Origin of the sequence: Streptomyces sp. PT12 (assembly GCF_003311645.1) — a bacterium.
Classification (GTDB): domain Bacteria; phylum Actinomycetota; class Actinomycetes; order Streptomycetales; family Streptomycetaceae; genus Streptomyces.
This window is the reverse complement of the sequence record NZ_QEST01000079.1, coordinates 216,232-239,972: the sequence shown is the minus strand read 5'-3', so window position 1 is coordinate 239,972 and position 23,741 is coordinate 216,232. Positions and strand designations below refer to the sequence as shown.

Sequence of the window (23,741 nt, the reverse complement as noted above, 5' to 3'; positions counted from 1 at the left end):
GCCCCGACCGCGCAACGGCGGATCGGAACCAGGGGCGCCCGGGGTCGCCGAGGAGGAGGACGCTCGGGAGCGAGGCTCAGGAGCGAACGGTCTTCAGCGCGCGCGTCCAGCTCTCCAGCTGGTCGAACAGCGACACGACCGCCTCCTCGTGCTGCGGCCCCGGCACGAAGGTCGAGAAGTTCTCGAAGTCCGTGAAGAGGGAGAAGCTCAACTGCTGCCGCACATGGGCGATCTGGAGCTCGCTCGCGATGGCCCGCAGGTGCTCGATGGCACGGGCGCCGCCGAGGGAGCCGTAGCTCACGAAGGCGGCGGCCTTGTTGTTCCACTCGGCGTAAATGTGGTCAATGGCGTTCTTCAGGACACCCGAGGTGGAGTGGTTGTACTCGGGGGTGACAAAGAGGAAGCCGTCGTACGACGCGATCTTGGCCGCCCACGCCTTGGTGTGCTCGCCCTCGTACTGGCCGAACGACGCGGGCACCGGCTCGTCGTAGTGCGGCAGCGGGTAGTCGGCGAGGTCCACCAGCTCGTAGTCGGCCGCGGTGCGGGCCTTGGCCTTGTCCAGCACCCAGTCGGCGACCGCCTTGCCGTTGCGGCCGGGGCGCGTGCTGCCGAGGATGATCGCGATCTTCAAGTCAGCCATGTGTGGTCTTCCGTGGAGACGGTGGGAGCGGGGAGCGCGCCGGAGCGACCGGCGTTGACGGGGGCACCCCGCATTGAAAATTGCTTGCGTCAGCAATGCTAGGGAGGTGCCCGGCGCGGCGCAAGCGCGACCCGCGGGGCCGGGAGGGCCTGGAGCGGCACACTCCGCCCATTACTTGCTCAGTAAAGCAAGCTACTATGGGGCCATGGCCACCCCCGCCAACGCCCCCCTCCAGCCCCACGAGGAGCGCTTCTGGCGCGCGTTGCAGCGGGTCCTTGTCGCCCTCCCCCGGGCGCTCGACGACGACTTGTTGCGCGCGACCGGGCTGACGTTGACCGAGTACACAGTCCTCATGCACCTGTCCGAGGCGGACAATCACGAGCTGCGCATGACCGACCTCGCCGCGGCGACGGCGCTGTCCGCGAGCCGGATCACGCGGGTCGTGGACTCCCTCCAGTCGCGCGGCCTCGTTGCCAAGCGCCGCCACGCGGAGGACGGACGCGGAAACGTCGCGGGGCTCACGGAGAAGGGGCTCGAACGGCTCGTCGGCGCCTGGCCCGCGCACCTGGCGAGCGCGCGGCGGCGTGTGATCGATCACTTGGACTGCGCGGCCCTCGACGGCCTCGCCGACCAATTCGTCCAGGTGGCCACCCAGTTGGACCCCGGCGGGCCCACCCGCCCCTGCTGAACGCCCTCTTGTTCAACGAGGGGACAGGGGGACGCGGGGACGCGGGGACAGGGGGACGCGGGGACGGGGCAGCGAGGGGACGCGGGAACGAGGGGATTGTTCAACGATCCCCTCGTTCAACGAGGGGCGAGGGGGTCAGCCAAGGCCCTCGGCGACGCGCTCGAACTGCCGCGCAAGCGCGGCCATCGACGCCGGGTCCAGCTGGTCGACGACGCGCTCGCGCGCGCTGGCGAGATGCGCGGGCCAGGCGGCCCGCAGCCGCTCGAATCCCTCGGGCGTCAGGGTCGTCACATTGCCCCGCGCGTCGTCCGGGTGGCGCCGCTTCACCACGAGGCCGCGCGACTGCATCGCCTCCACGACCCGGGTGATCCTGCTGGCCGACAACGCCGTGGCCGCGGCCAGCTCGGTCATGCGCAGCTCGTGGTTCTCGGCCTCGGAGAGATTCATCAGCACGGCGTACTCGGTCATCGAGAGCCCCGTGGCGCGCAGCACATCGTCGTCCAACGCCCGCGGCAAGGCGATCATCACCCGCATCAGGGCACGCCAGAACTGTTCTTCCTGAGGGTTCAGTGGGGCAACGCGCGTCACCTGGCCAGCTTAGCCAGCACCCCCCGCCCTCGACCCCGCCCCTGCTCGCCGCCGCCCCCGCTCGCCCTCGACCCCGACCCGGCCCTGGCGCCCGGGTCATGCCCCACGCATGTTCCCGGGAGGAGACGGACGACGGCATCGCGGTCACCGTTCACGCGGAGATGGGTGTGTCCGCGTCCACGCCCTCGCGGCCCGAGCGCGGGAAAAGTGACGCGCGGGGCAGAAGCCCCGAGCACGCCCCGTAGCCCCTGGGCGTGACCCGTCCGAGTACCCACGCCGCGCCGTGCGAACACCCCGGGCGGCGATTCCGTTTCGAGGGACACGGCGAAGGACACTCGTGCCGCGCCACCAGCGGTTCGGGGACGCCTGTATGAGGACGCCTACCTGTGTGGCTACCCATGTGAGGACGCCTATGAGCCATATCGCCGGAGTCGAGAAGGTCCTCGCTCCCTACCGACACGCGCAGGGGGACATCACGCGGCTGGCTCGCGCCTGCCTGCCGGACGCCAACGGGGCCCTTCTCGAACGGGTGCACGCCTCCGCGCGGGTGGGCCACCGCCACACCGCGCTGCCCCTGGACGCCTACGCGGGGCTCGACGGCTTCGGGGGGCGCAACGAGGCGTTCGTCGCCGCCGCGGTGCGCATGGGCTCCGACGCCGTTTCGGGCGGGCTGCGCGCCGCGGGGGTGGCGCCCGACGAGGTGGACCTGCTGGTGTTCGTGTCCACGACCGGCCTTGCCGCCCCCTCGATCGACGCGCGGCTGGTCGAACGGCTCGGGCTGCGCACGGACGTCAAGCGCCTGCCGGTGTTCGGCCTCGGCTGCGCCGCCGGGGCCGCGGGGATCGGTCGGCTCCACGACTACCTGTGCGGCTGGCCCGAGCATGTGGCGGTGCTGCTGTCCGTCGAGCTGTGCTCGCTCACCTTGCGGCGCACGGACCCCTCCCCCGCCAACGTCGTGGGCACCGCCCTCTTCGGCGACGGCGCCGCCGCCCTCGTCGCCCGCGGCGATGAGCGGCGCCCCGCGCCGGGCGACGGGCCCGCCGTGGTGGCGTCCCGCAGCCGCCTCTACCCCGGCACCGAGCGCGCGATGGGCTGGGACATCGCCGACGACGGCTTCGGCATCGTGCTCGACCCGGGGATCCCCGACATCGTGCGCACCCATCTGGCGGCGGACGTCGACCAGTTCCTCGCCGACCACAAGCTGACGCGGGACGACATCGGCACCTGGGTCTGCCACCCCGGCGGCCCCAAGGTCCTCCAGACCATGGCGGAAACCCTCGGCCTGCCCGAAGGCGCCCTCGACCTCACCTGGCGCTCGCTCGCGGAGATCGGCAACATCTCCTCCGCCTCGGTGCTGCACGTCCTGCGGGACACGATGGACCGCCGCCCGCCCTCGGGCACCTGGGGCCTGCTGACGGCGCTCGGACCGGGGTTCGCCTCGGAGCTCGTCCTGCTGCGCTGGTGACGGGAGGCGACGCATGGTCACGTATCCCCTGCTGATCGCGGGCGTCGCGGCGGAACGCATCGCCGAGCTGCGCGTCGCCCGCAGGAACGCCGCCTGGAGCCGGGCGCGCGGCGGCGTCGAGGCGGGCCGAGGGCACTACCCGCTCCTGGTGGCCGCGCACACGGGGCTGCTGGCCGGGTGCCTGGTCGAGACCCGGGCGGCGCACCGGCCGTTCGTGCCCGCCATCGGGTGGCCGATGGCCGCGGTCGTGCTGGGCGCCCAGGGCCTGCGCTGGTGGTGCATCCGCTTGCTCGGCCCCCGCTGGAACACGCGCGTCATCGTGGTCCCCGGCCTGCCGCTCGTCGCGAGGGGTCCCTACCGGTGGCTGCGCCACCCCAACTATGCCGCCGTGGTGGCCGAGGGCGTCGCGCTGCCGCTCGTCCGCGGGGCGTGGGTGACCGCGGCCGCGTTCACCCTGGTCAACGCGGCCGCCCTCGCGGTGCGCATCCGCGCGGAGAACGCCGCCCTCGGAGGCCGCCTCCCCAGCGCGGGGGCCGGGGCGCCCCGGCGCGATACCCCGGCCTTCGACTGAACGCCGCAGGACCGGACGCCGCAGGACCGGACGCCATAGCACCGGACGCCGCAGGACCGGACGCCGTCGGCGGGCGGCGCGGGGGCGTTCGCGGAGGCGCCGCATCCCGTGACGGTGCCGCGGTCGGTGAGGGCGGCCATGGAGGGGAGGGAGGGGCGGTTCGGTGCGCAAGGGCGCGGCCGCCGCGGTGCCGCGGTGGGTGCGCGACCACGGCGGCCGACCCGCGGCCGAGACCGGCTCAGTGGTGGACGCGATCAGCGCCGCGGGCGGCTCCCCGCTCGTCGTCGCCGAGTACGTGCCCGACGAGCGGGGGCCGCTGACGCGGAGTGTGGAGCGACTTCATCCTGCCCAACGTCTTCATCTCATCGCCGGAGAAGCGCACCGTCGTGCTCAAGATCCCCAGCGCGGTGGGGCAGTTCACCACCGAATGGCCCGCGTTCATGGCACTGTGCGTGATCGTGCTCACCCCGATGGTGTCCTCTTCGTCCTCCCCCATCCCCCACGACGAGGAGGGCATCAGGCTCGATGTCGTCGAGGCGCCGCGGGCGTTGAACGTGAACTCCTGGGCGCCGCCCCCTACATCAGCGGCAACGTCGGCAGCGGCACCGTCCATGAGCCCGTGGTCAAGGCGTCGGGGCGAGCGGCCGGTCGCCCGGGTCGACGGCGTTCCCCGACCGGCAGCCGTCCACGTCGGGCCCGCCCGGCGCGGGCGTCAGGGAGACGTGGTGGTAGCCGTCGCGGGCGGAGCGGCCCAGTCCACACGGGCCGCGTTATGGCCCACAGGCTTCCGCCCAGGCTCTCCATGACAAGGACATCCCACCGCCGGACGAGCGCGCGGGCTCTCCCGAGGAGGTCACACGATGGGTCACATCAGGCCGGAAGGCACACGGCGAAGGCGCCGTGCGCGGGGCGTCGGCACGGTCGGCGCGGTCGGCGCGGTCGGCGCGCTGGTCGCAGGAACGCTCGTGGCGCTCGCCCCCACCGGCGCGGGCGCGGACCCCGGCGCGGCAAGCCGGGTCACCGGCGCCATCGGCACCCCGGACGGCTTTGCCGCGGTGCCTGGCTGGGGCCAGGACGGCACCACGGGCGGCGCCGGAGGCGAGACGGTGACGGTGAGCGACGCGGACGCCTTCCTCGAAGCGATCGCGCACAAGGGCCCGTTGATCATCGAGGTCGAAGGGACGATCGACCTGCCGGGCCCGATGCACCAGGTCACCTCCGACAAGACCATCGTCGGGCTCGGAGCGGACGCAGGGCTGACCGGCGGCGGGCTGAACATCGGGCTCCCGGGCGACGACGCGGTCACCGAGCCTCCCGCCGACGCGGTCCACAACGTCATCGTCCAGAACCTGACATTCGACGACTGGGCCGACGACGCGATCAACGTCCAGATGTTCTCCCACCACGTCTGGATCGACCACAACACCTTCGTCGGCGGCTACGACGGCGCGGCCGACGTCAAACGCGGCTCCTCGTTCGTCACCATCTCCTGGAACCACAGCACCCACGGCAAGAACATGCTGCTGGGCGCCAGCGCCGCCAACGGCCCCCAGGACAGCGGCCGTCTGAACGCCACCTACCACCACAACTTCTTCGACGGCACCGTCGAACGCAACCCATGGGCGCGCTTCGGCGACCCCGTGCACGTCTACAACAACTACTTCCTCGACTCCAGCAAGTACGGCGTCCGCTCAAGCTCCGACGCGGGCATCCTGGCCGAGGGCAACTACTTCCAGGGCGTCGGCGAGCCCTTCCAGCTCAGCGGAGGCGGCGGCACCTCCGGCAGCCTGGTGTCGAGGGACAACTGCTTCGCCGACTCAGGGGAGCCCGCCGCCGGGGGCACCGTCGCGCCGATCCCCTACGCCTACGACGTGGAGCCATGCGAGGATGTCCCCGCCACGGTCACGGCGGGCGCCGGGGCGGGCAACACCGGCGCGGCGACCGGCGCCCGGGCCACGCCGGGGCAGGCGCAAGACGGGCCGATCGGCTGGGCCTCGCAGAACGGCGGCACCACCGGCGGCGCGGGCGGCAGGACCGTCACCGTCACCGAAGGGGACACGCTGGCCGAGCTGCTTGAGTCCGATGAGCCGCTGACCCTGCGGGTCGACGGCGTGCTCACGATGCCCGACGGGATGAACGACGTGGCCTCCGACAAGACGGTCATCGGCGTGGGCACCGACTCCGGCCTCCGGGGCGCGGGGCTCAAGGTCAGCGAGGCGGGCAACGTCATCATCCGGAACCTGAACTTCGCGGACTGGGACGACGACGCGATCACCGTCCAGGAGGGCTCCACCAACGTCTGGATCGACCACAACTTCTTCGCCAGCGGCGGCGACGGTTCGGTCGACGTCAAGTCAGGCTCGGACTATGTCACGGTCTCCTGGAACCACTCCACGCACGACAAGAACATGCTGCTCGGCCACTCGGACGGCAACGCCGACGAGGACGCGGGCCATCTGCGGGTGACGTACCACCACAACTGGTTCGACGGCAGCGCCGAACGCAACCCGCGCGTGCGGTACGGCAATCCGGTGCATGTCTTCAACAACTACCTGGACAACAACGAGATCTACGGCATCGCCTCCACCGAGGACGCGGGCGTGCTCGTCGAGGCCAACTACTTCGAGAACGTCCCCGCGCCCACCCACGTGGGCTACCAGGACTCCGGCCCCGGCGACCTCGTCGAACGCGACAACGTCTACATCGGCTCCGGCACACCCGAGACCACCGGCACCGGCGTTCTCCCCCTCCCCTACGCCTACACCCCCGACCCCGCCACCGACGTGCCGGATCTGGTCACCGCGGGCGCCGGACCCCAGCCCACCCTCTGACCAACCCGGCGCACCGCGACCGACACCTCCCGGCCCGGGCGGGTCATCCAGCCGCCCCGAGCCGGACCGCCTGCATCGCGGGGCGCGCCGTTTCGCGGCGTACGCGGTGCACGACGAGCGGGAGCGCGTGATCGACGTCCACGGCGAGCGCATCATCCCCGCGCTGGCCGAGGACGACGGGTGCGCCGGGGCCCCCGCCGCCCACGCGCGGCGCCGCCCCGGTGGGCCTCACCGGTGACGGCGCCGCCGTGTGACGCGCGGGAGTCACGAGCCGCGCGGGCGGGCCGCGGCCGCGGCCGCGCGGCTGACGCCGCGAACTCCCCCGCGCCGAGGCTCAGTCGGGCGCGTCGAGGATCAGCCAGAGGCGGTCGAGGCTCCACCAGGGCTCGAGGAGCGTGACCCAGCTGTCCTTGTGGTCGGGGTGCGTCAGGCCGATGACAAGGCCCTCCTCCTTGAGGGCGATCTGGTGGTACTCGCCCCTGCGCCGGATCTCCCATGTGTCGCGGGCATCGGCCAGCGGCCCGGTCTCCAGCAGGATGGGGCCCTGATACCGGATGTTCTCGTAGATCGCGGCGTTCTCGCTCTTGCGCAGTGGCTCCACATAGCGCTCGTGCGAGACGTGCTCAATGCGGAATCCACCGCCGTCCGCGGGCGAGAAGCGGAAACGGTGGCAGTCCTTCAGCTCACGGTGGTCCTCGCGGAGCGCCTGGAGGTGCTGCCGCTTGTTGATGAAGGAGTCGGGGATGAGCACGCCACCTGAGTGGGCGCTCACGATCATCTTCTCGCCGACGGCCAGGTCTTCGAGGTCCGCGGTGGGACAGAGAGACTCGGAAGCCATCTTCACCTCGTGGTTCACTTCGCGCTTGGTGATCTTTCGCGAAGAGACTCCCCACTCCTCGCCCGAGCCGCCCCTTTTTCACTCGTAGTGGTGAATTGCCCGCCGCCGGGCATGCGTTGCGGGCGGTGGTCGAGCGCCTGTGCCGCAAGCAAGGGCGCCATCGCCGGAGGCACCTGAGGCGGTGCCGCGCCTGACGGCATCGGGCGGGCTGGGCCAACCCGCCGACGTGGCCGACGCGGTGGCGATGCCGGTCGGCCCCGACGGCCGCTGGATCACCGGCCTGACCATGCGCGCGACGGGTGGACCGGCCCGAGCGGGCGGGGCGTTCGAGTGGGGGCGTTCGGCCCGGGGAGCTTTCAGCTGGGAAGGCCGACGGGCGCCCTGCGGTAGCCGTTCTCCTCCGCCGTTCCCCGGAGCCCACCCGTCGGCAGCCAGCCCCACAACAGCTCGCCATCGGGGCCGACATAGGGGTCGTCGAACCGTCCCGGCGCGCCAGGCGCCGCCTCGCCGGTCATCAACACCTGGGCGACGGCCGCGAGATAGGCGCCGAACGACGGCCACGCGCCATCGCCGAACGATCCCGAGCCGTCGTGCCCGCTCCACCCCAGGCGGCCCTGGCCAGGGCCCGGGCGCATATCGATGACGTCGAGATCCCCCTGGAAGTGGGCGACGGGGATCCACAGCCGGTCCCAGTAGGGGTGTTCCTGCGGCGCGAGCGCTTCGTCCTCGCCCTCGTCCTCGCCCTCGCCCTCGTCCTCGCCCTCGCCCTCGTCCTCGCGGAGCTCGGCCTCGACCTGGTTACGCAGCTCCCACTGCGCGACCACGCCGTCCACCGGGAGCAGCCTCAGGTCGGGCAGCACCTCGACATCGGGGTCAGCACCGTTGTGGCGGGCCAGCGAGGCGGCGAGGTCGGCGGGCAGCGGGATGCCGAGCACCCGCTCGGCGGCGGCGAGCGCTGCCGGGTCGGCCCCCGGGTTCAACCGGGCCGCGGCGGCCGGGGCATGAACGGCGAGCCACGCGTCGATGCGCGCCCATGAATCGGCCACAGGCGGCTGTGGGACTTCGGTCACGCGGACATTATGCCGATACGTTCATCGCGTTGATCGGCCCGGGCCGGGGCCGGTCCGGCCGCGGGGTGAGGGCTCCCGCGCCGACCGGCCATGAACGAAGGGGACTCATGCAGGGGGTCGAGCCCGGGTCGCACGCCTGGCGGATCGACGCGCGCGAGTACGCGCGCCATGAGCGGCGCCGGGGCCGTCGGCACGCCTAAGAGCGGCTGTCAGGTGCACGTTCTGCGCTGGTCGTGGTCGACATGGTGCGCTTCTTCGTCGAGGGCAACGCGTTCGCGCTCGGCACCGTGCCACGGGTGCGGGCGCTCGCGCACGGATGCGGGCGGCGCCGCCTGCCCGGCCTGGGCGGTGCGGCGCCCATCCGGTTGCCCGGGCTGGCAGTTGTTCCTAGGCTCCGGCGGTGGCCGCCGATGGATACGACGCGTTGGCCGCCGCCGCGATGGCGGCTCCGGTCGAGGGCTGGGACTTCGGCTGGCTGTCCGGGCGCGGGGCTCTGATCCGTCGTGGTCCTACCGGGAGTTGGCCCGCGCGCACGTCGCGGCCGCCGATCGCCTGCGGGACATCGACACCGGTGGCGGTGAGCTGCTGGCCTCACTCCGGCCCCTGCCTCGTCACACATGGGCGGCGGCCGCCGAATGTCACCGCCGCCCGTCGTCGGCTTGAACCGCTCGGGGTCACGGTCCTGCCAGCCCCCGAGCGGGAGGACCTGCCGCTCCCCGACGGGTCGGTCGATGTCGTCCTGAACCGCCACGGCCGACTGGCCGCGCGGGAGGTCCGGCGAGTGCCGCGCCCCGGGGGCGTCCTGCTGACGCGGCAGGCGGGCAGCGACGACTGCGCCGAGTGGTCCCGCCGTGGGCGACGGCCGTGTCCACGCTCGCGGCGCCGGTGCCCGAGCAGTCGGGGACTCGGTGGCCCAGCGCCCCGATGGCTCGGCGCCGCTCTGGCTCTCGATGTCCTCGCAGAAGCCATCGGCTCCGCACTGGGCGGCGGCCGACGGGAGCGCTTTCAGTCCAGGAATCCAGCCCTCAACCCCCGACCGCTCCAGAGGCCAGGCGGTCCAGGAGCGCGGGCAGCGCGCGGCCGATCGGCTCCCTGACGACCTCGGCGGCCAGCTCGTCGTACGGCGTCGGCTCGGCGTTGACGATGACGAGCCGGGCGCCGTGCTCGGCGGCCAGGCCCGCGAGTCCGGCCGCCGGGTGGACCTGGAGGCTGGTGCCGACCGCGATGAACACGTCGCACGCCCGCGTGATCGCAACCGCCTCGGCCAGCACGTCGGGGTCAAGGCTCTCGCCGAACATCACCGTGCCCGACTTGAGGATCCCGCCGCACGCCCGGCAGGGCGGGTCGTCCTCGCCCGCCTCGACGCGGGCGACGGCGTCCGCCATCGTGCCGCCTTCGCCGCAGTCGACGCAGCGCACCGTGCGGGCGCTGCCGTGGAGTTCGAGCACCTTGCGGTCGGGCATCCCCGCGGCCTGGTGGAGGCCGTCGACGTTCTGGGTGATCACGCGGACCGGGACGCCCGAGCGCTCGAGGCGGACGACGGCCTCGTGGGCGGCGTTGGGCCTGGCGCGGAACGCCGGGCTGTCGCGCCGCATGAGCCAGGAGCGGCGGCGGATGTCGGGGTCGTTCATGTAGAAGTCGTAGGTCACCAGCTTCTCGGCGTCGGGGTCGCGGCGCCACAGCCCGTTCGGGCCCCGGTAGTCGGGAATGCCCGAGTCGGTGGAGATCCCGGCGCCGCTGAGCAGGGCCACCAGGGGGCGGCGCGCACCCTCGTCAGGATTCATACGAAAAGCGTAAGCTCCGCACCATGTTCACCACGCGGCCCACGCTCCAGGGCACCTTCGGCATGGTCTCGAGCACCCACTGGCTCGCCTCCCAGTCCGCGATGGCCGTGCTGGAGAACGGTGGCAACGCCTATGACGCCGCCGTGGCCGCGGGGTTCGTGCTGCATGTGGTCGAGCCGCACCTCAACGGGCCTGGCGGGGACGTTCCAATCATCCTCGCGCCCGCGGGTGCGCCGGTGCGCGTGCTGTGTGGGCAGGGGCCCGCGCCGACGCGCGCGACCATCGAGCACTACACCGGGCTCGGGCTCGACCTGGTGCCGGGCACCGGCCCGCTCGCCGCGGTGGTGCCGGGCGCGGTTGACGCGTGGTTGACGCTGCTGCGCGACCACGGCACCAAGGACCTTGACGAGGTGCTCGGGTACGCGATCGGCTATGCGGAGGGCGGGCATCCTGCGGTCGAGCGGATCGGGCAGACGATCGAGGCCGTGCGGGAGCTGTTCGAGGAGGAGTGGACGTCGTCGGCCGAGGTGTTCCTGCCCGGGGGGCGTGCGCCGGGCGCGGGCGAGTTGATGCGCAACCCCACGCTGGCGCACACCTGGAAGCGGCTGCTGCGGGAGTCGGCCGCGGCGGGTGGCGACCGCGAGACCAGGATCGAGGCGGCCAGGCGCGTGTGGCGTGAGGGCTTCATCGGCGAGGCGATCGCGGCGCACGCGGCGCGCCCGGCCATGGACTCGTCGGGGCGGCGGCACGCGGGGGTGCTGAGCGGGGACGACCTGGCGGGGTGGGAGGCGGGGTACGAGGACCCGGTGCGGTACGAGTGGCGCGGCTGGACGGTGTGCAAGGCGGGTCCTTGGTCCCAGGGCCCCGCGCTCCTCCAGCAACTCGCCCTGCTCGACGGCGGGATCGACGCCGCCGCGCACGGGACGCCCGAGTATGTGCACGCGCTGGTCGAGGGCGGCAAGCTGGCGCTCGCGGACCGGGAGGCGTGGTACGGCGACGCGGCGCCCGTTCCGCTCGACGACCTGCTCTCGCCCGCGTACAACGACGCGCGGCGGGCGTTGATCGGCGAGAAGGCGTCGGCGGAGCTGCGCCCCGGGCGCCCAGCGGGGCGTGAGCCGCGGCTGAGCGCCCACGCGCGCCGGGGCGGGGCGCTGCCGGGCGCGAGCGGGGCGAGCGGGGCGGGCACGGCGGGCACGGGGGAGCCGACGGTGGCGCGGGACGGGGAGACGCGGGGTGACACGTGCCATGTGGACGTGGTGGACCGCTGGGGGAACATGATCAGCGCGACCCCGAGCGGCGGCTGGCTCCAATCGAGCCCGGTGGTACCGGAGTTGGGCTTTCCCCTGGGCACGAGGTTGCAGATGACGTGGCTCGAGCCGGGGCTGCCGTCCTCGCTCACGCCGGGGCGCAGGCCGCGCACCACGCTGAGCCCGTCGCTCGCGCTGCGCGGGGACGAGCCGGTGCTGGCGTTCGGCACGCCGGGCGGCGACCAGCAGGACCAGTGGCAGACGCACTTCTTCGTCGCGCTGGCGCTGCGGCCCCCGGTGCGCGGCGGTCTTGACCTCCAGGGGGCGATCGACGCGCCCAACTGGCACCAGGACAGCTTCCCCAGCTCGTTCTACCCGCGGGAGACGCGGCCAGGCAGCGTGACCGTCGAGTCGCGCGTCGGGGAGGGGACCATCGCCGAGCTGCGGCGCAGGGGGCACGAGGTGACGGTGGCCGAGCCGTGGACGGCGGGGCGGCTGTGCGCGGTGGCGCGCGATCCGGAGGCCGGAACGGTGTCCGCGGCGGCCAATCCCCGTGGTATGCAGGGATATGCGGTGGGCAGGTGAGGATTTCTTAACCGGTCCCGGTGTCCTCTTACGGAAAAAGCACGCCCGGAAAACTGTCCGTAGCCCGTGCGAAACAAGCCCCGTAACACGACTTGGGTTCAGTACGCCCATGGCTGATGTGCTGTGGGCGCAACGCGAGCTGATGACCCGGCTGGCCGCCTTCACGGCCGAGCTTCGGGCCGTCACGGACGTGCTCGACCCGGAGGCCGGTTGGTACGGGGCGTTCGCGCGCCGGGGCGCGCAGGAGCTCGACGTCTGGCTGACGGGGCGCGACCTCGCGCCCTGGGACGCGGTGGCGGACCTGCTCCAGGACCTCGCGGGGGCGCGGGGAACGGCCGCGGCCCAGGAGGCGGGGCGCAGGCTGCGCTCGGGGTACGAGGCGGCGGCCGCGGCGCAGGACGCGCTGCCCACGAGCCGGGAGGCGCTGAGTCGGCGGCTCGCGGAGCTGGACCGGGCGGAGCGCGGACTGCGCGATCGGCTGCGGCAGTTGGGCGCCGGGCACGAGGCGGCGCGGCGGGCCGGGATGCAGGAGGAGGCGGACCGCCTCGCGACGCTGCTGCTGTGGGCGCAGGACGACGAGGAGCGGGTGCTGTCGCGGCGCTCCGAGCTGCGGGGGCGCCTGGCGGCGCTGCGCGCGCGGGAGCGCGAGCGGGCGGATGGGGAGGGTGAGGCGCCGGAGCACGGACCGGAGCACGGACCGGAGCATGTCGAGGAGCGTGCCGAGGAGCGCGCGTCGGAGCGGAAGCCGGAGCGCAAGGGGGCGCGGGAGCCGGAGCGCAAGACGGCGCCCGCGCAACGGAAGAGGCCGCGGGGGGCGCGTTTCGCCGGTCTCGACGACGAGGCGGTGCCGAGCGCCGCGCCGGTGGCCGAGCCCTCCGCCGAGCCCGGGCCCGCGGTGGCGCCGCCGCCGACCGGCTCGCGGTTCGCGGGGGCGCTCGGCGAGGCGGCGCGCAGGCCGCGGTTGCAGCCTTCGCCCGAGGACCGGAGGGCGGCGCACGAGACGGCGGAGCGGCTGCGGCGGCTGCGCGCGGAGGGCCAGAGCGGCGCGGCGCACGTCACGCTGTCGGAGGCGGTGACGGGGCCTCCGGTGCGGGTGCCCGTGCTGATGGCCGAGTTGGAGCACACGGGGATGACCTCGGACCTGTCGCTGCTGCTGTGGGAGGCGGCGTCGCTGCCGCCCGTCCCGCTGGCCGCGGTCGCGGACGCGCTGGCCGAGGCGGGGCGTGGGCGGGACTGCGGTCAGCTGCTGCGGCAGAGCGCGGCCCGCCCGGCGCCCGAGGCGGGCACGATCGCGGCGGAGCTGTCGTCGGCGGGGCACGCCAAGGAGGCGGTGGAACTGCTCGCCGCGATCGTGCAGGCGCGCTCGGCGGGCGAGGCGGCCAGGGCGGCGACGGGCGCCCCGTCCCCGCACCTGGTCGTTCCGCTGCTGCTCGACGCCGCGTACCAGGTGTCCCCTGGCCACTACTACGCGGTGACGAGCGAGCTGCGCAGGGCGGGCGTTGCCTGAGCCCAGGACGTTGCCTGAGCCCAGGACGTTGCCTGGACGAAGGATGTGCCTGAGCCAACGGCGTGGCCAGGGGAGCGGGCGTGGCCGGGGAGGGGCCGCGCGGGATCGGGCGGGCGGGCGTGTTTCGATGGTGGGGTGATCGATGAACAGCTGGCCCTGGCGGTCGAACGTGTGGTGCGGGAGGCCGTGTCCGAGGAGGTCATGCCGCGGTGGCGGCGGCTGGCCGACCACGAGGTGGCCGTCAAGACCGGGCCACACGACCTGGTGACGACCGCCGACAGGAACGCCGAGCTGTGGCTGAGGCGCGAGCTGACGGCGTTGCTGCCGGGCTCCGTGGTCGTGGGCGAGGAGGGCGTCGCGGAGGACCCGGCCGGGTATCTGGCGCTGGGCGAGGACGCGCCGGTGTGGATCGTGGACCCGGTGGACGGCACGCGGCAGTTCGTGCGGGGCGAGCGGGGTTTCTGCACGCTGGTGGCGCTCGCGCGCCGGGGCACGATCGAGGCGTCATGGCTTTTCGCGCCGGCGCTCGGGGAGGGCGAGCTGGCGCACGCCCGGCGCGGGGAGGGGGCGTGGCTTGACGGGCGGCGGCTCGTGGCCGGGTCGCCCGCGCCCGGCGCGCCGCTCGACGTGGCGTACTCGCACTCCGACTACACCACGCGCGGCCAGAAGCGCGCGCTGTCCGGGCTGTGGACGGAGGGGGTGGCACCCCGTCAGTGCGGCGCGGCGGGCCTGGAGTACCTGGGGATCGCGACGGGGCGCGTGGACGCGGTGGCGTTCAGCTGGGAGCTGGCGTGGGATCACGCCGCGGGCCTGCTGCTGGTCAGGGAGGCGGGCGGCGTCGATCTGACGCTGACGGGCGGCCCGTTCCGCATCGAGGGCGGCAACGCGCTGCCGTTCACCGCGGCCAGGGACACCGCGACGGCCAAGCGGGTGCTGGGGCTGCTGACCCGCCAGGGGTGACGGAGCGTGGCGGCGTATCCTCGGGGGACCGAAGCGTCCGCGAGGGGAGTTGTCGGGTGCCGTCGATGCGCGACGTCGTCGTGGTGGGGGCCGGGCCGAACGGATTGACGGCGGCCGTGGAGCTGGCCCGCCGCGGGATGTCGGTCGAGCTGTTCGAGGCCAAGGAGACGGTGGGCGGGGGCGCCAGGACCGAGGAGCTGACGCTGCCCGGCTTTCTGCACGACCCGTGCGCGGCCGCGCACCCCATGGGGGCCGGGTCGCCCGCGTTCCGTGCGATGCCGCTCGAACGCTACGGTCTGAAGTGGCTGCACCCCGAGCTGCCGCTCGCCCACCCGTTCGACGACGGGAGCGCGGCGGTGCTCGCGCGCTCGGTCGGGGAGACCGCCGCCTATCTGGGGCCGCGCGACGCGGCGGCCTACCGGCGGCTGATGGCGCCGTTCGCCGGGAAGTGGGACACGCTCGCGGCCGACTTCCTCAAGGTGCCGTGGGACGGTCTGCCGCGCGACCCGGTCACGCTGGCCCGGCTCGGGCTGACGGGCGCGCGCCCCGTGTCCTGGGTGACGCGCCGGTTCGAGGACGACAAGGCGCGCGCGCTGTTCGCGGGGCTCGCGGCGCATGTGGTCGCGCCCGGCTCGACGCCCATGACGGGCGCCATCGCGCTCGTGTTCGCGCTGGCGGCGCACGAGGTGGGCTGGCCGCTGGCACGCGGCGGGTCGCAGTCGATCTCGGACGCGCTCGCGGCGTATCTGCGGGATCTCGGCGGGGTGGTGCACACCGGCGTGGAGGTGAAGCGCCTTGACGAGCTGCCGCCAGCGCGCGCCTATGTGTTCAACACCTCGCCCACCGCGCTCGCGCGCATCGCGGGCCTCGGCGGCAGGGCGTACGAGGGGTTCAGGTACGGGGCGGCGGCGTTCAAGATCGACTACGCGCTCGACGGGCCCGTTCCGTGGACGTCCGCGACGGCGCGCCGCGCCGGGTCGGTGCACATCGGGCCGAGCAGCCGCGAGATCGGCGCGGCGCTGCGCGCGGCGTCGGTGGACGGGCGGGCGCCCGACGCGCCGTTCCTGGTAACCACGCAGCCGACGCTGGTCGACCCGGGCCGCGCGCCCGAGGGCAAGCATGTGTTCTGGGCGTACGGCCATGTGCCGAACGGCTGGGACGGGGACCTCACCGAGGCGATCGAGCGCCAACTCGAACGTTTCGCCCCGGGGTTCAGGGATCTGGTGCTCGCGCGCGCGGTGGCTGGCCCCGCGGAGCTGGCGCGGCGCAACGCCAACTACGTGGGCGGCGACTTCTCGTGCGGCGCGTTCTCCGGGCTCCAGACGGTGTTCAGGCCGCGCCCCGCCTTCAACCCCTACGGCACCGCGCACCCGGCCGTCTTCCTGTGCTCGTCGGCGGCGTGGCCGGGGCCCGGGGTGCACGGGATGTCGGGGCACAACGCCGCCAAGGCCGTGTGGCGGAGGCTGCGGGCGGCGGCCCGCTGAGCGGAGGGCGTCCGCTGAGCCGAGGGCGCCGCTGAGCCGAGGGCGTCCGCGTCGCCCATGGTCAGGGCCCGTGGCGGCGGATAGGGTCGCCACGAGCCGAGTGATCACATAAGGGCGGAACATGACGGAAACAGCACGCGTGCTGATCGCCGCGGATAAGTTCAAGGGCTCGTTGACGGCCGCCGAGGTCGCCGAGCATGTCACGGTCGGCATCCGCGCGGTCAGGCCCACGGCCGTGGTGGAGTCCCTGCCGGTCGCCGACGGCGGCGACGGCACGGTGGAGGCGGCGGTCGCGGGAGGGTTCGCGCCCGTCGAGGTCGAGGTGACGGGGCCGTTGGGGCTGCCGGTGCTCGCGTCGTTCGCGCTGCGCGGCGACGTGGCCGTAGTGGAGATGGCGCAGGCGTCGGGGCTGCGGCTGCTGCCGCCGTTCACGTTCGCGCCGATGACCGCGACGACCTATGGCACGGGGGAGCTGATCGCTGCGGCGCTCGACGCGGGGGCGCGCACGGTGGTCCTCGGCATCGGGGGCTCGGCCACGACGGACGGCGGCGCGGGGATGCTCACGGCGCTTGGCGCGCAGCTGCTCGACCGCGACGGAGACCCGCTCCCCTATGGCGGCGGGCCGCTGCGGGAGTTGGAGACGGCCGACCTGTCGGGCCTCGATCCACGGCTGAAGGACACGGAGTTCGTGCTGGCCAGCGACGTGGTCAACCCCCTGACCGGGCCCGAGGGCGCCGCGTCGGTCTATGGCCCGCAGAAGGGCGCCGACCCGGTGGAGGTGGAGGCGCTCGACGCGGCGCTGGCCAACTACGCGCGCGTACTGGAGCGCAGCGTGGGCTCGCGCGCCGCCGAGTGCGCCACCGCGCCTGGCGCGGGCGCCGCGGGCGGCGTCGGCTATGGCGCGCTCGTCGGGCTGAACGCGCTCTTCCGCCCCGGGATCGATGTGCTCCTCGAGGTCCTGGGCTTCGAGGCGGCGCTCGGCCGCGCGGACCTGGTCGTCACCGGCGAGGGCTCGCTCGACGAGCAGACGCTCCATGGCAAGGCCCCGGCGGGCGTGGCCGCGGGGGCGCGCGCGGCGGGCAAGCGCGTGGTCGCGGTGTGCGGGAGGCTGACCCTGACCGAGGACGCGCTGCGCGGCGCGGGCATCGAACGCGCCTACGCGCTCACCGCGATCGAGGCCGACCCCGAGGTCTGCATCGCGGAGGCGGGCCCGCTGCTCGAACGGGTGGCCAGGCAGCTCGCGGACGAGCAGCTGTGAGGACGCGCCGCCGCGCTGGGCCGAACGCGCCAGGTGAGACGGCGAGTTGGGGTTCGGCGAGCGCGGCGGCGGCGCGTGGGCCGTTCGTTCAGCGCGCCGGAACGGGCCGGGCGCGCGGCGCACGCTCGGGCAGCGCCAGGCCCACCAGGGCCACCGCGAGGCCCGCGCCCGCCACGGCCGTCCAGACCGGGGCCAGGTCCATGCGCTCCACGGCGACCGGGCGCGCCCAGTCCAACGGGTCGGTGGCGACCTCGATGAGCGTCCGGCCAGGGACCGCCTCGTGCGGCCCCGTGGCCATGCGGCCCAGGTCCTCACCGGTGTTGGCGTCCACCAGGTCGTAGTGGGTGGTCTCCGACCAGCGCGCGACCTGGACCCGCACCGTCATGGAGACCTCGGCCTCCCGCCGCTCGCCGAGCACCTGCTGGTAAACCAGCGGGCCAGCGAGCACAAGGGTCACGGCGGCGACCAGCGCGGCGACGCCGGGCACCAGCGCCCTTGGCCCGCCGCCGAGCCCGGCCAGGAACCCGAAGGCGGGGATGAGCGCGAGCGCCACGAAGATGTTCCACTCCCCCGCGGCCACGGCGAGGCCGCCCAGCAGCACGGCGGCCGACAGCAGACCGGTCAACGCCAGGCGCCGCTGGGGCTGGTACGTGCGCGCGGGCCCCGGTGGGAAGTCCCCGACCAGCTCACCCGCGCGCGCCAACGCCTCGCGCGCGGTGGTGAGATCGGCCGCCAGCCGGGTGGTGTCGGGGGCGCCGCCCTTGCCGCCACCGCGTTGCCTCTTGAGCAACTGCGCGCCCTCACGCTGGACTTGGAGCAGGCGCTCGGCCGCGAGCGCCACGCTGCCCAGCAGCGGCTCCTCCACCGCCTCCCAGCGCTCGCGGTACTCGCGCCACGCGCGGGTCTCGCGAAGAGCGGCCAGGCGCGCCGACTTGAGCGTGCCCGGCGCGAGCCCGTCGATCTCGCGCTCCAACTCCCCCTCGTGGGCCCGAAGTCGCTCGGCGGTGTGGACGCCCGCGATCGCCAGGAGGCCGGTGACCTCGGTGGCGCGCTCGGTCAGCTCGGCCGCGACGGCGCGGGCCTGGCCGAGCACGGCGATCACGGCCTGGTCACCGCCCCCGTCGACCAACTGGCCGAGGCGCTCGGCGAATTGGCGGCCCTGCTGCGCATGGAGCCGCGGCCCGGTGTCGGGATCGGGGTCGACCGGCGCCCAGGCGACCCGGGCGTGCCCGAGCAGGCCGAACGCGGCGTAGCAGACGCCCTCGAGGGCCAGGGCCAAGACCCCGGCCATCACGGGCGAGGCGCCCGAGAACACGACGGCGGCGGCGAGCGCCCCGCTCAGCACGAGCGCGAACAGGGGCGACCACAGCAGCAACGGGCCCCGCCTGGGCCGTCTGCCCGGCAGCGTCCCGGGCTCGGCCCCTGGGGCCACCGGCTTGTCCGGGCTGCTCGCGCCCTGGGCGGGCTGCGCGTACTCGGCGTGATCGGTCATGGCCTCCGCTCTCAACTTGGGGACAGCCTAGTCGGCCTGTGGCCCGCCACAACGGGGCGGCAGCCGCGCGGGAACCTCGTGTCCGGGGTGGCGGACCGCGGCGGCCCGGCCTCGCGAGGGCGTCGACTCACCGAAGGCGAGCGAGGGCGAGCGGGCGGCTGAACCGGCCCCGCGGCCGGAGTCAGGACGGCAACCGCGGGCGATCGCATGTCCGCTGCGCCCGCGAGGGCCTCCTTGCTCCGCGGCGAGACGGCGAGGCGCAACGGCCGGGGCGCGGCGGGCGACGCCGCGTCGCCACGGGGCAGCCGCCCCCACCGAAGACGGAAAGGGCGGCAGGCAGGGACACCACCCTCCGGCCGCAGGCCGGACTCCAAGCAGCGCGACGGCGGCCTGCGGCCCACCCCCAACGGCGCGGGGCCCCCAGCCGCAGACCGGACCGCAACCAGCGCGGGGAGCGGGCCGCTGCTGGCCCCCGGCAGGAATCACGGCTCGCTGATGGAGACCGCGTAGACGCGGGGGCGTTCCTCGCTGGTGAGGTCCACCATCACATGGACCTCGGTGTGGGTGCCGGGCTCGCGGATCACCGCTCCCGCGAACTCCCGCGTGGGGTCGTCGAATCGCCAGCCCACCTCGTCGGCGTGCGCGTCGTCGATGGTGAGGGCGCCCTCGTCGAGGACGGAGAGGTCCGCGCCAGCGTCCTCAAGGAAGGCGCTCAACTGCCCAGGCGAGCAACGGAATTCGGCATAGAGTCGGCTGCGTTCCCACGAGTTGGTCTCGAAGTGGCCGACATACGCGGAGCCGCTGGGGATCGGCACGTTGTAGATGCGGCGTTGGACCTTGCTGGGCCACTCGTAGACCAGCGTGCGCGCCGAGGCCGCGCGGGCCTTGTCCTCGCCGCTGTCCCGGCTCTGGTAGGCGGAGAGCACCAGGTATCCGGCGGGGATGGCGATCATCAGCGCGACGACGACGGCCGCGAGCCAGCGGTGCCTCGGGCGGTGCGGCGGGCGCTGCGCGGCGCTCCCCGCCGGTGGGCCGATGGTGGTGGTCATGATGAACGGGCCGCCCGTCCTCGCGGCGCAAGCCGCAGCTCGAATCCGGAACGGTGGGCCCGCTCGGCGCGGCGCCTGTTGGCGCGGCGGAAGCGGCGGGCCACGAGGCGGGCCAGGTCGGCGGCGCCGACCATACCGGCGTCGGTACCGAGCCTGGCCCGGACGATCTGGGCCTCGGGGCGGTACCCGCGGCCGGTCAGGTGGCGGCGGAACGCCTCGCGGGCCGGGCCGATCAGCAGGTCGTCGGCCTCGCTGACGCCGCCGCCGATGACGAAGCGGGCCGGGTCGAGCGCGGCGGCCAGGTTGGCGATGCCGACGCCGAGCCAGCGGCCGATGTCCTCGAGCAGCTCGACGCACATCGCGTCGCCGTCGCGGGCCAACTGGGTGATGAGGGGGCCCGTGATCTCGCCGATCTGGCCGCCGACGCGGGCCAGGATGTGGTGGGCGACCGGGGAGTCGGCGGCGGCGAGCTCGCGGGCCTCGCGGACCAGCGCGTTCCCCGAGCTGTACTGCTCCCAGCAGCCTCTGTTGCCGCAGGGGCAGCGGTGACCGCCGGGGACGACCTGCATGTGGCCGAACTCCCCCGCCACCCCGAAGGAGCCGCGTTTGACCCGCCCGGCCTCCAGTATTCCGCCGCCGATGCCGGTGCCCAGGGTGATCATCACCAGGTGGTCGGCGCCGCGCCCCGCGCCGAAGCGCCACTCGCCCCACGCGGCGGTGTTCGCGTCGTTGTCCACCATGATCGGGACGACGAGGCGGGCAGCCAGGGCGTCGCGCAGCGGCTCGTTGCGCCAGGCGAGGTGGGGGGCGAACAGCACGCGCGAGCGGTCCGCGTCCACCCAGCCCGCGGCGCCGATCCCGACGGCGTGCACGTCGTGCCGGTCGGACAGGTCGAGCACCAGTTCGGCGATGGTGTCCTCGACGACCTTGGGGCTCTTGGACTTGTGGGGCGTCTCGGTGCGCACCCGCTCGAGGATGGTGCCGTCCGCGTCGACGACGCCCGCCATCACCTTGGTGCCGCCGATGTCGATGCCGACGGTGGGCACCCGGGGCGCGGAGAGGTGTGAACGGCGCTCGCGGGTCGCGATGGCGCGCAGCACGGTCGCCCGCGCCGACTGGCGGTGCGCGCGTTCACGGTTGGTACTCATCGGCTCGATTGTGCCCTACGCCTCGCGCACGTGGGCGGCCCCCCGTTCGATGCCGTGCGGCCAGGGACGCGGCGCCTTTGCCGAACGCGCGTTCGCCGCCGTGGGGCGGCGATGGCGTCGAGGCGCTTCTTCGCCCACTATGCGGGGGTGCCGCTCATGTCCATGAGGGCAAGACCGGCCAGTCTTGTGAGGAGAGCCAGTGAAACGTCCGACCATGCGGGACATCGCCGACCGGGCGGGGGTCACCAAGGCGGCCGTGTCGTTCGCGCTGAACGGCAGGCCCGGGGTCTCCGAGCCGACCAGGCGGCGGATCCTGGCGATCGCCGACGAGCTGGGGTGGCAGCCGAGCAGCGCGGCGCGCGCGCTGTCGGACGGCAGGGCGGGGTCGTTCGGGCTGGTCATCGACCGGCCCGCGCGCACGCTCGGCCTTGAGCCGTTCTTCATGCAGCTGATCTCCGGCATCCAGGCCGAACTCGCGCGTGACACCACGCCGTTGCTGCTGACCATGGCGGAGGACCAGGCGGCGGAGCTCGTGCTCTACCGGGAGTGGTGGGCGCGGCGCCTTGTGGACGGGGTGTTCGTGGTGGACCTCCAGGTCTCCGACGCGCGGGTGCCGGTGCTCACCGGGCTCGGCATGCCAGCCGTGGTGCTCGGGGCGCCGCTCGGCACGGGCGGGCTGCCCGCGGTGTGGAGCGACGACGCGGCGGCGGTGGCGACGGCCGTGACCCATCTCGTGGGCCTCGGGCACCGGTCGTTGGGGCGGGTCGCGGGGCCCGCGCACCTGCGGCACACCGCGATCCGCACGGCGGCGTTCGAGCGGGTGACCTGCGAGCTCGGCGTGGAAGGGCGGACGGTGGGGACCGACTACGGCGGCGAGAGCGGCGCCGCGGCCACCAGGGAGCTGCTCACGTCGGCGCGGCCGCCGACCGCCCTGCTCTACGACAACGACGTGATGGCCGTCTCGGGGCTGACGGCGGCCGGGGGGCTCGGGCTGCGCGTGCCGGACGACGTGTCGATCGTGGCGTGGGACGACTCGGCGCTGTGCGAGCTGGTGAGCCCTTCGCTGACGGCGCTGAGCAGGGACATCGCGGCCCATGGCGCGCACGCGGCGCGGCTGCTGCGGCAGGCGGCGGGCGGCGGCGACGTGGCGGATCTCGAGGACGCGGCGCCGACGCTGACGCTGCGCGGCTCCACGGGGCCCGCGCCTTCGCGTCGATGAACGGTGCCGGGGCGCCGGGCGCGTCTCGATGAACGGGCTTGGCTCATGCGGGATCGGACGCGAGGGGGCGGTGCATGCGCGAGAGCGAGTACGCGGCGCTGACGGCGAGGGAGATCGCCGCCGCCGTCATGGCCCGCGCGGTGTCGGCGGCCGAGGTGGTGGCGGCGGCGCTGCGGACGGTCGAGCGGGTCGACGGCCTGGTGCGGGCGTTCGCCGAGGTGTGGCCCGTGGACGTGGCGGCGCGGGCGCGGGCGGTGGACGAGGCCGTCCGGCGCGGTGAGCCGCTGCCGCTCGCCGGGGTGCCGCTCGCGGTCAAGGCGACCGAGGGCCTGGCGTCCGAGCAGTCGCGGCGGCTGCTCGCCGCGGGCTGTGTGCCGGTGAGGGCGGGCGCGACGCCGGGGCGCGGCACGCCGTGGCGGACATGGGGCGCAACCGACCGGGGGCCAACGCTCAATCCCTGGCTGCCCGATCGCTCCCCCGATCGCTCCCCCGGTGGCTCGTCGGCGGGCTCGGCGGTCGCGGTGGCCACGGGCATGATGCCGCTGGCGAGCGGCAGCGACGGGGCGGGCTCCGTGCGGATCCCGGCCGCGTGGTGCGGGGTCATCGGGCTCAAGCCGACCCGGGGCCGCGTGCCCGCGCGTGACCGGGCGGGGCGGTGCGTAGCCGCCCCGCGTAGCCCGCACGGCCCGCGCAGCCACAAGCAAAACGCCCCAATGCCCCAAGCGCCGGGACCGCTTGGGGGACGGTCCCGGCGCCGGGTGGGGGGACGCTGGTCAGCAGGCGTAGTCGATGAGATCGAACGACGCGTAGTGGTCGGAGGTGTAGTAGTCCTCCTGGTAGGAGTCCCCGGTCACGATCCGCCGGGCGCCCCGGTCGGGGCTGCCAGGGGTCTCGACGGTGTACTCGTGGTAGTAGCCGGTGGGCTGGCTGGGCAGCAGACCCTCACGGTTGTAGAAAGTCCCGCCATCCTGCGGGTAGGGGAACGGGCCGCCCTGCTCGATCAGGTCGAGCGTGTCGTACGCCTGGGCGGGCAGGTCGCCGTAGCAGATGTCGCCGAACGCCAGCGGCGACACGGATGTCGCGGTGGGGGTAAGGGCAGACGCGGGGGCCGGGGCGGCGGTGGCCATGGCCTGGCCGCCGACGAACAGGGTCGTGACCAGGGCGCCGAGCGCACCGGCCCGGGCGGTCCTGGAGATGGCGCGGGAGAAGTTCATGCCCATGCCAACCAGTGTGACGCGCGTAGCATCCCCCGCGTCAACGGTGCCGGGCCGATTTTTCCCGGGAGTTCACACGTGGGCGCGAGCGCTCCACAGCATC

General features: G+C 74.2%; 21 protein-coding genes and 1 pseudogene. 12 read left to right on the top strand and 10 right to left on the bottom strand.

Features of this window, described 5'->3' with window-relative positions:
* Positions 1 to 76 precede the first annotated feature (76 nt).
* Positions 77 to 640, bottom strand: coding sequence for an NADPH-dependent FMN reductase (locus DEH69_RS07460; RefSeq protein ID WP_113686076.1), 564 nt, complete (start codon positions 638 to 640; stop codon positions 77 to 79).
* Between the two features lie 205 nt (positions 641 to 845).
* On the opposite strand from DEH69_RS07460, the gene DEH69_RS07455 reads away from it, so the two are divergent.
* On the top strand, positions 846 to 1,328 hold the full coding sequence (locus tag DEH69_RS07455; RefSeq protein ID WP_113686164.1) for a MarR family winged helix-turn-helix transcriptional regulator: 483 nt from the start codon (positions 846 to 848) through the stop codon (positions 1,326 to 1,328).
* 135 nt (positions 1,329 to 1,463) lie between these two features.
* Here DEH69_RS07455 and DEH69_RS07450 read toward each other — a convergent pair whose 3' ends face one another.
* Positions 1,464 to 1,853: a MarR family winged helix-turn-helix transcriptional regulator gene (locus tag DEH69_RS07450; RefSeq protein ID WP_113686163.1), complete on the bottom strand. Its 390-nt coding sequence runs from the start codon at positions 1,851 to 1,853 to the stop codon at positions 1,464 to 1,466.
* A gap of 475 nt (positions 1,854 to 2,328) precedes the next feature.
* On the opposite strand from DEH69_RS07450, the gene DEH69_RS07445 reads away from it, so the two are divergent.
* Positions 2,329 to 3,381, top strand: a complete 1,053-nt coding sequence (locus DEH69_RS07445; protein ID WP_113686075.1) for a type III polyketide synthase — start codon at positions 2,329 to 2,331, stop codon at positions 3,379 to 3,381.
* A 13-nt stretch (positions 3,382 to 3,394) separates the two neighbouring features.
* Positions 3,395 to 3,952, top strand: a complete 558-nt coding sequence (locus DEH69_RS07440; RefSeq protein WP_113686074.1) for an isoprenylcysteine carboxyl methyltransferase family protein — start codon at positions 3,395 to 3,397, stop codon at positions 3,950 to 3,952.
* A 238-nt stretch (positions 3,953 to 4,190) separates the two neighbouring features.
* Here DEH69_RS07440 and DEH69_RS31330 read toward each other — a convergent pair whose 3' ends face one another.
* Entirely contained in the window at positions 4,191 to 4,565 is a 375-nt protein-coding gene (locus DEH69_RS31330) for a hypothetical protein (protein WP_181727304.1), read from the bottom strand.
* 247 nt (positions 4,566 to 4,812) lie between these two features.
* Between DEH69_RS31330 and DEH69_RS07430 the strand changes: the two genes are divergently transcribed.
* Together DEH69_RS07430 and DEH69_RS32460 are read left to right on the top strand one after the other, a co-directional pair.
* The gene (locus DEH69_RS07430) at positions 4,813 to 6,783 is read left to right on the top strand and encodes a polysaccharide lyase family 1 protein (protein WP_113686073.1); all 1,971 of its coding nucleotides are present in this window, start codon (positions 4,813 to 4,815) and stop codon (positions 6,781 to 6,783) included.
* 106 nt (positions 6,784 to 6,889) lie between these two features.
* The gene (locus tag DEH69_RS32460) at positions 6,890 to 7,021 is read left to right on the top strand and encodes a hypothetical protein (protein WP_258534505.1); all 132 of its coding nucleotides are present in this window, start codon (positions 6,890 to 6,892) and stop codon (positions 7,019 to 7,021) included.
* 96 nt (positions 7,022 to 7,117) lie between these two features.
* Here DEH69_RS32460 and DEH69_RS07425 read toward each other — a convergent pair whose 3' ends face one another.
* The 3 genes from DEH69_RS07425 to DEH69_RS07405 form a co-directional block, all read right to left on the bottom strand.
* Positions 7,118 to 7,621, bottom strand: a complete 504-nt coding sequence (locus DEH69_RS07425; RefSeq protein WP_147255466.1) for a hypothetical protein — start codon at positions 7,619 to 7,621, stop codon at positions 7,118 to 7,120.
* A gap of 356 nt (positions 7,622 to 7,977) precedes the next feature.
* Positions 7,978 to 8,691: an SMI1/KNR4 family protein gene (locus DEH69_RS07415; RefSeq protein ID WP_113686071.1), complete on the bottom strand. Its 714-nt coding sequence runs from the start codon at positions 8,689 to 8,691 to the stop codon at positions 7,978 to 7,980.
* Positions 8,692 to 9,716: 1,025 nt separating this feature from the next.
* Positions 9,717 to 10,475 (bottom strand): Sir2 family NAD-dependent protein deacetylase, encoded by a 759-nt coding sequence (locus tag DEH69_RS07405; RefSeq protein WP_113686070.1) that lies wholly within the window; start codon positions 10,473 to 10,475, stop codon positions 9,717 to 9,719.
* A 23-nt stretch (positions 10,476 to 10,498) separates the two neighbouring features.
* On the opposite strand from DEH69_RS07405, the gene DEH69_RS07400 reads away from it, so the two are divergent.
* The 5 genes from DEH69_RS07400 (at position 10,499) to DEH69_RS07380 (ending at position 17,516) form a co-directional block, all read left to right on the top strand.
* On the top strand, positions 10,499 to 12,307 hold the full coding sequence (locus DEH69_RS07400) for a gamma-glutamyltransferase family protein (RefSeq protein ID WP_113686069.1): 1,809 nt from the start codon (positions 10,499 to 10,501) through the stop codon (positions 12,305 to 12,307).
* 109 nt (positions 12,308 to 12,416) lie between these two features.
* The gene (locus DEH69_RS07395) at positions 12,417 to 13,814 is read left to right on the top strand and encodes a hypothetical protein (protein WP_113686068.1); all 1,398 of its coding nucleotides are present in this window, start codon (positions 12,417 to 12,419) and stop codon (positions 13,812 to 13,814) included.
* A gap of 135 nt (positions 13,815 to 13,949) precedes the next feature.
* Positions 13,950 to 14,774: an inositol monophosphatase family protein gene (locus tag DEH69_RS07390; protein WP_113686067.1), complete on the top strand. Its 825-nt coding sequence runs from the start codon at positions 13,950 to 13,952 to the stop codon at positions 14,772 to 14,774.
* A 56-nt stretch (positions 14,775 to 14,830) separates the two neighbouring features.
* On the top strand, positions 14,831 to 16,258 hold the full coding sequence (locus tag DEH69_RS07385; protein WP_113686066.1) for an NAD(P)/FAD-dependent oxidoreductase: 1,428 nt from the start codon (positions 14,831 to 14,833) through the stop codon (positions 16,256 to 16,258).
* A gap of 121 nt (positions 16,259 to 16,379) precedes the next feature.
* A complete protein-coding gene (locus DEH69_RS07380; RefSeq protein ID WP_113686065.1) occupies positions 16,380 to 17,516 on the top strand; it encodes a glycerate kinase in 1,137 nt (378 codons plus the stop codon).
* A gap of 88 nt (positions 17,517 to 17,604) precedes the next feature.
* Here the strand turns inward: DEH69_RS07380 and DEH69_RS07375 are convergent, their stop codons facing one another.
* The 3 genes from DEH69_RS07375 to DEH69_RS07365 form a co-directional block, all read right to left on the bottom strand.
* Positions 17,605 to 19,008 carry a hypothetical protein gene (locus tag DEH69_RS07375; RefSeq protein WP_113686064.1) on the bottom strand — a complete coding sequence of 468 codons (1,404 nt, stop codon included), beginning with the start codon at positions 19,006 to 19,008 and terminating at the stop codon, positions 17,605 to 17,607.
* A gap of 482 nt (positions 19,009 to 19,490) precedes the next feature.
* A complete protein-coding gene (locus tag DEH69_RS07370; RefSeq protein ID WP_113686063.1) occupies positions 19,491 to 20,057 on the bottom strand; it encodes a hypothetical protein in 567 nt (188 codons plus the stop codon).
* The gene (locus DEH69_RS07365) at positions 20,054 to 21,205 is read right to left on the bottom strand and encodes an ROK family glucokinase (RefSeq protein WP_113686062.1); all 1,152 of its coding nucleotides are present in this window, start codon (positions 21,203 to 21,205) and stop codon (positions 20,054 to 20,056) included. The genes DEH69_RS07370 and DEH69_RS07365 overlap by 4 nt, the downstream gene beginning before the upstream one ends.
* A 199-nt stretch (positions 21,206 to 21,404) precedes the next feature.
* On the opposite strand from DEH69_RS07365, the gene DEH69_RS07360 reads away from it, so the two are divergent.
* Together DEH69_RS07360 and DEH69_RS07355 are read left to right on the top strand one after the other, a co-directional pair.
* Positions 21,405 to 22,424, top strand: coding sequence for a LacI family DNA-binding transcriptional regulator (locus DEH69_RS07360; RefSeq protein WP_113686061.1), 1,020 nt, complete (start codon positions 21,405 to 21,407; stop codon positions 22,422 to 22,424).
* Positions 22,425 to 22,498: 74 nt separating this feature from the next.
* Positions 22,499 to 23,011: pseudogene (locus tag DEH69_RS07355) on the top strand (amidase family protein); the annotation flags it as partial.
* 186 nt (positions 23,012 to 23,197) lie between these two features.
* Here DEH69_RS07355 and DEH69_RS07350 read toward each other — a convergent pair.
* A complete protein-coding gene (locus DEH69_RS07350; RefSeq protein ID WP_113686060.1) occupies positions 23,198 to 23,644 on the bottom strand; it encodes a ribonuclease domain-containing protein in 447 nt (148 codons plus the stop codon).
* Positions 23,645 to 23,741: the final 97 nt, after the last annotated feature.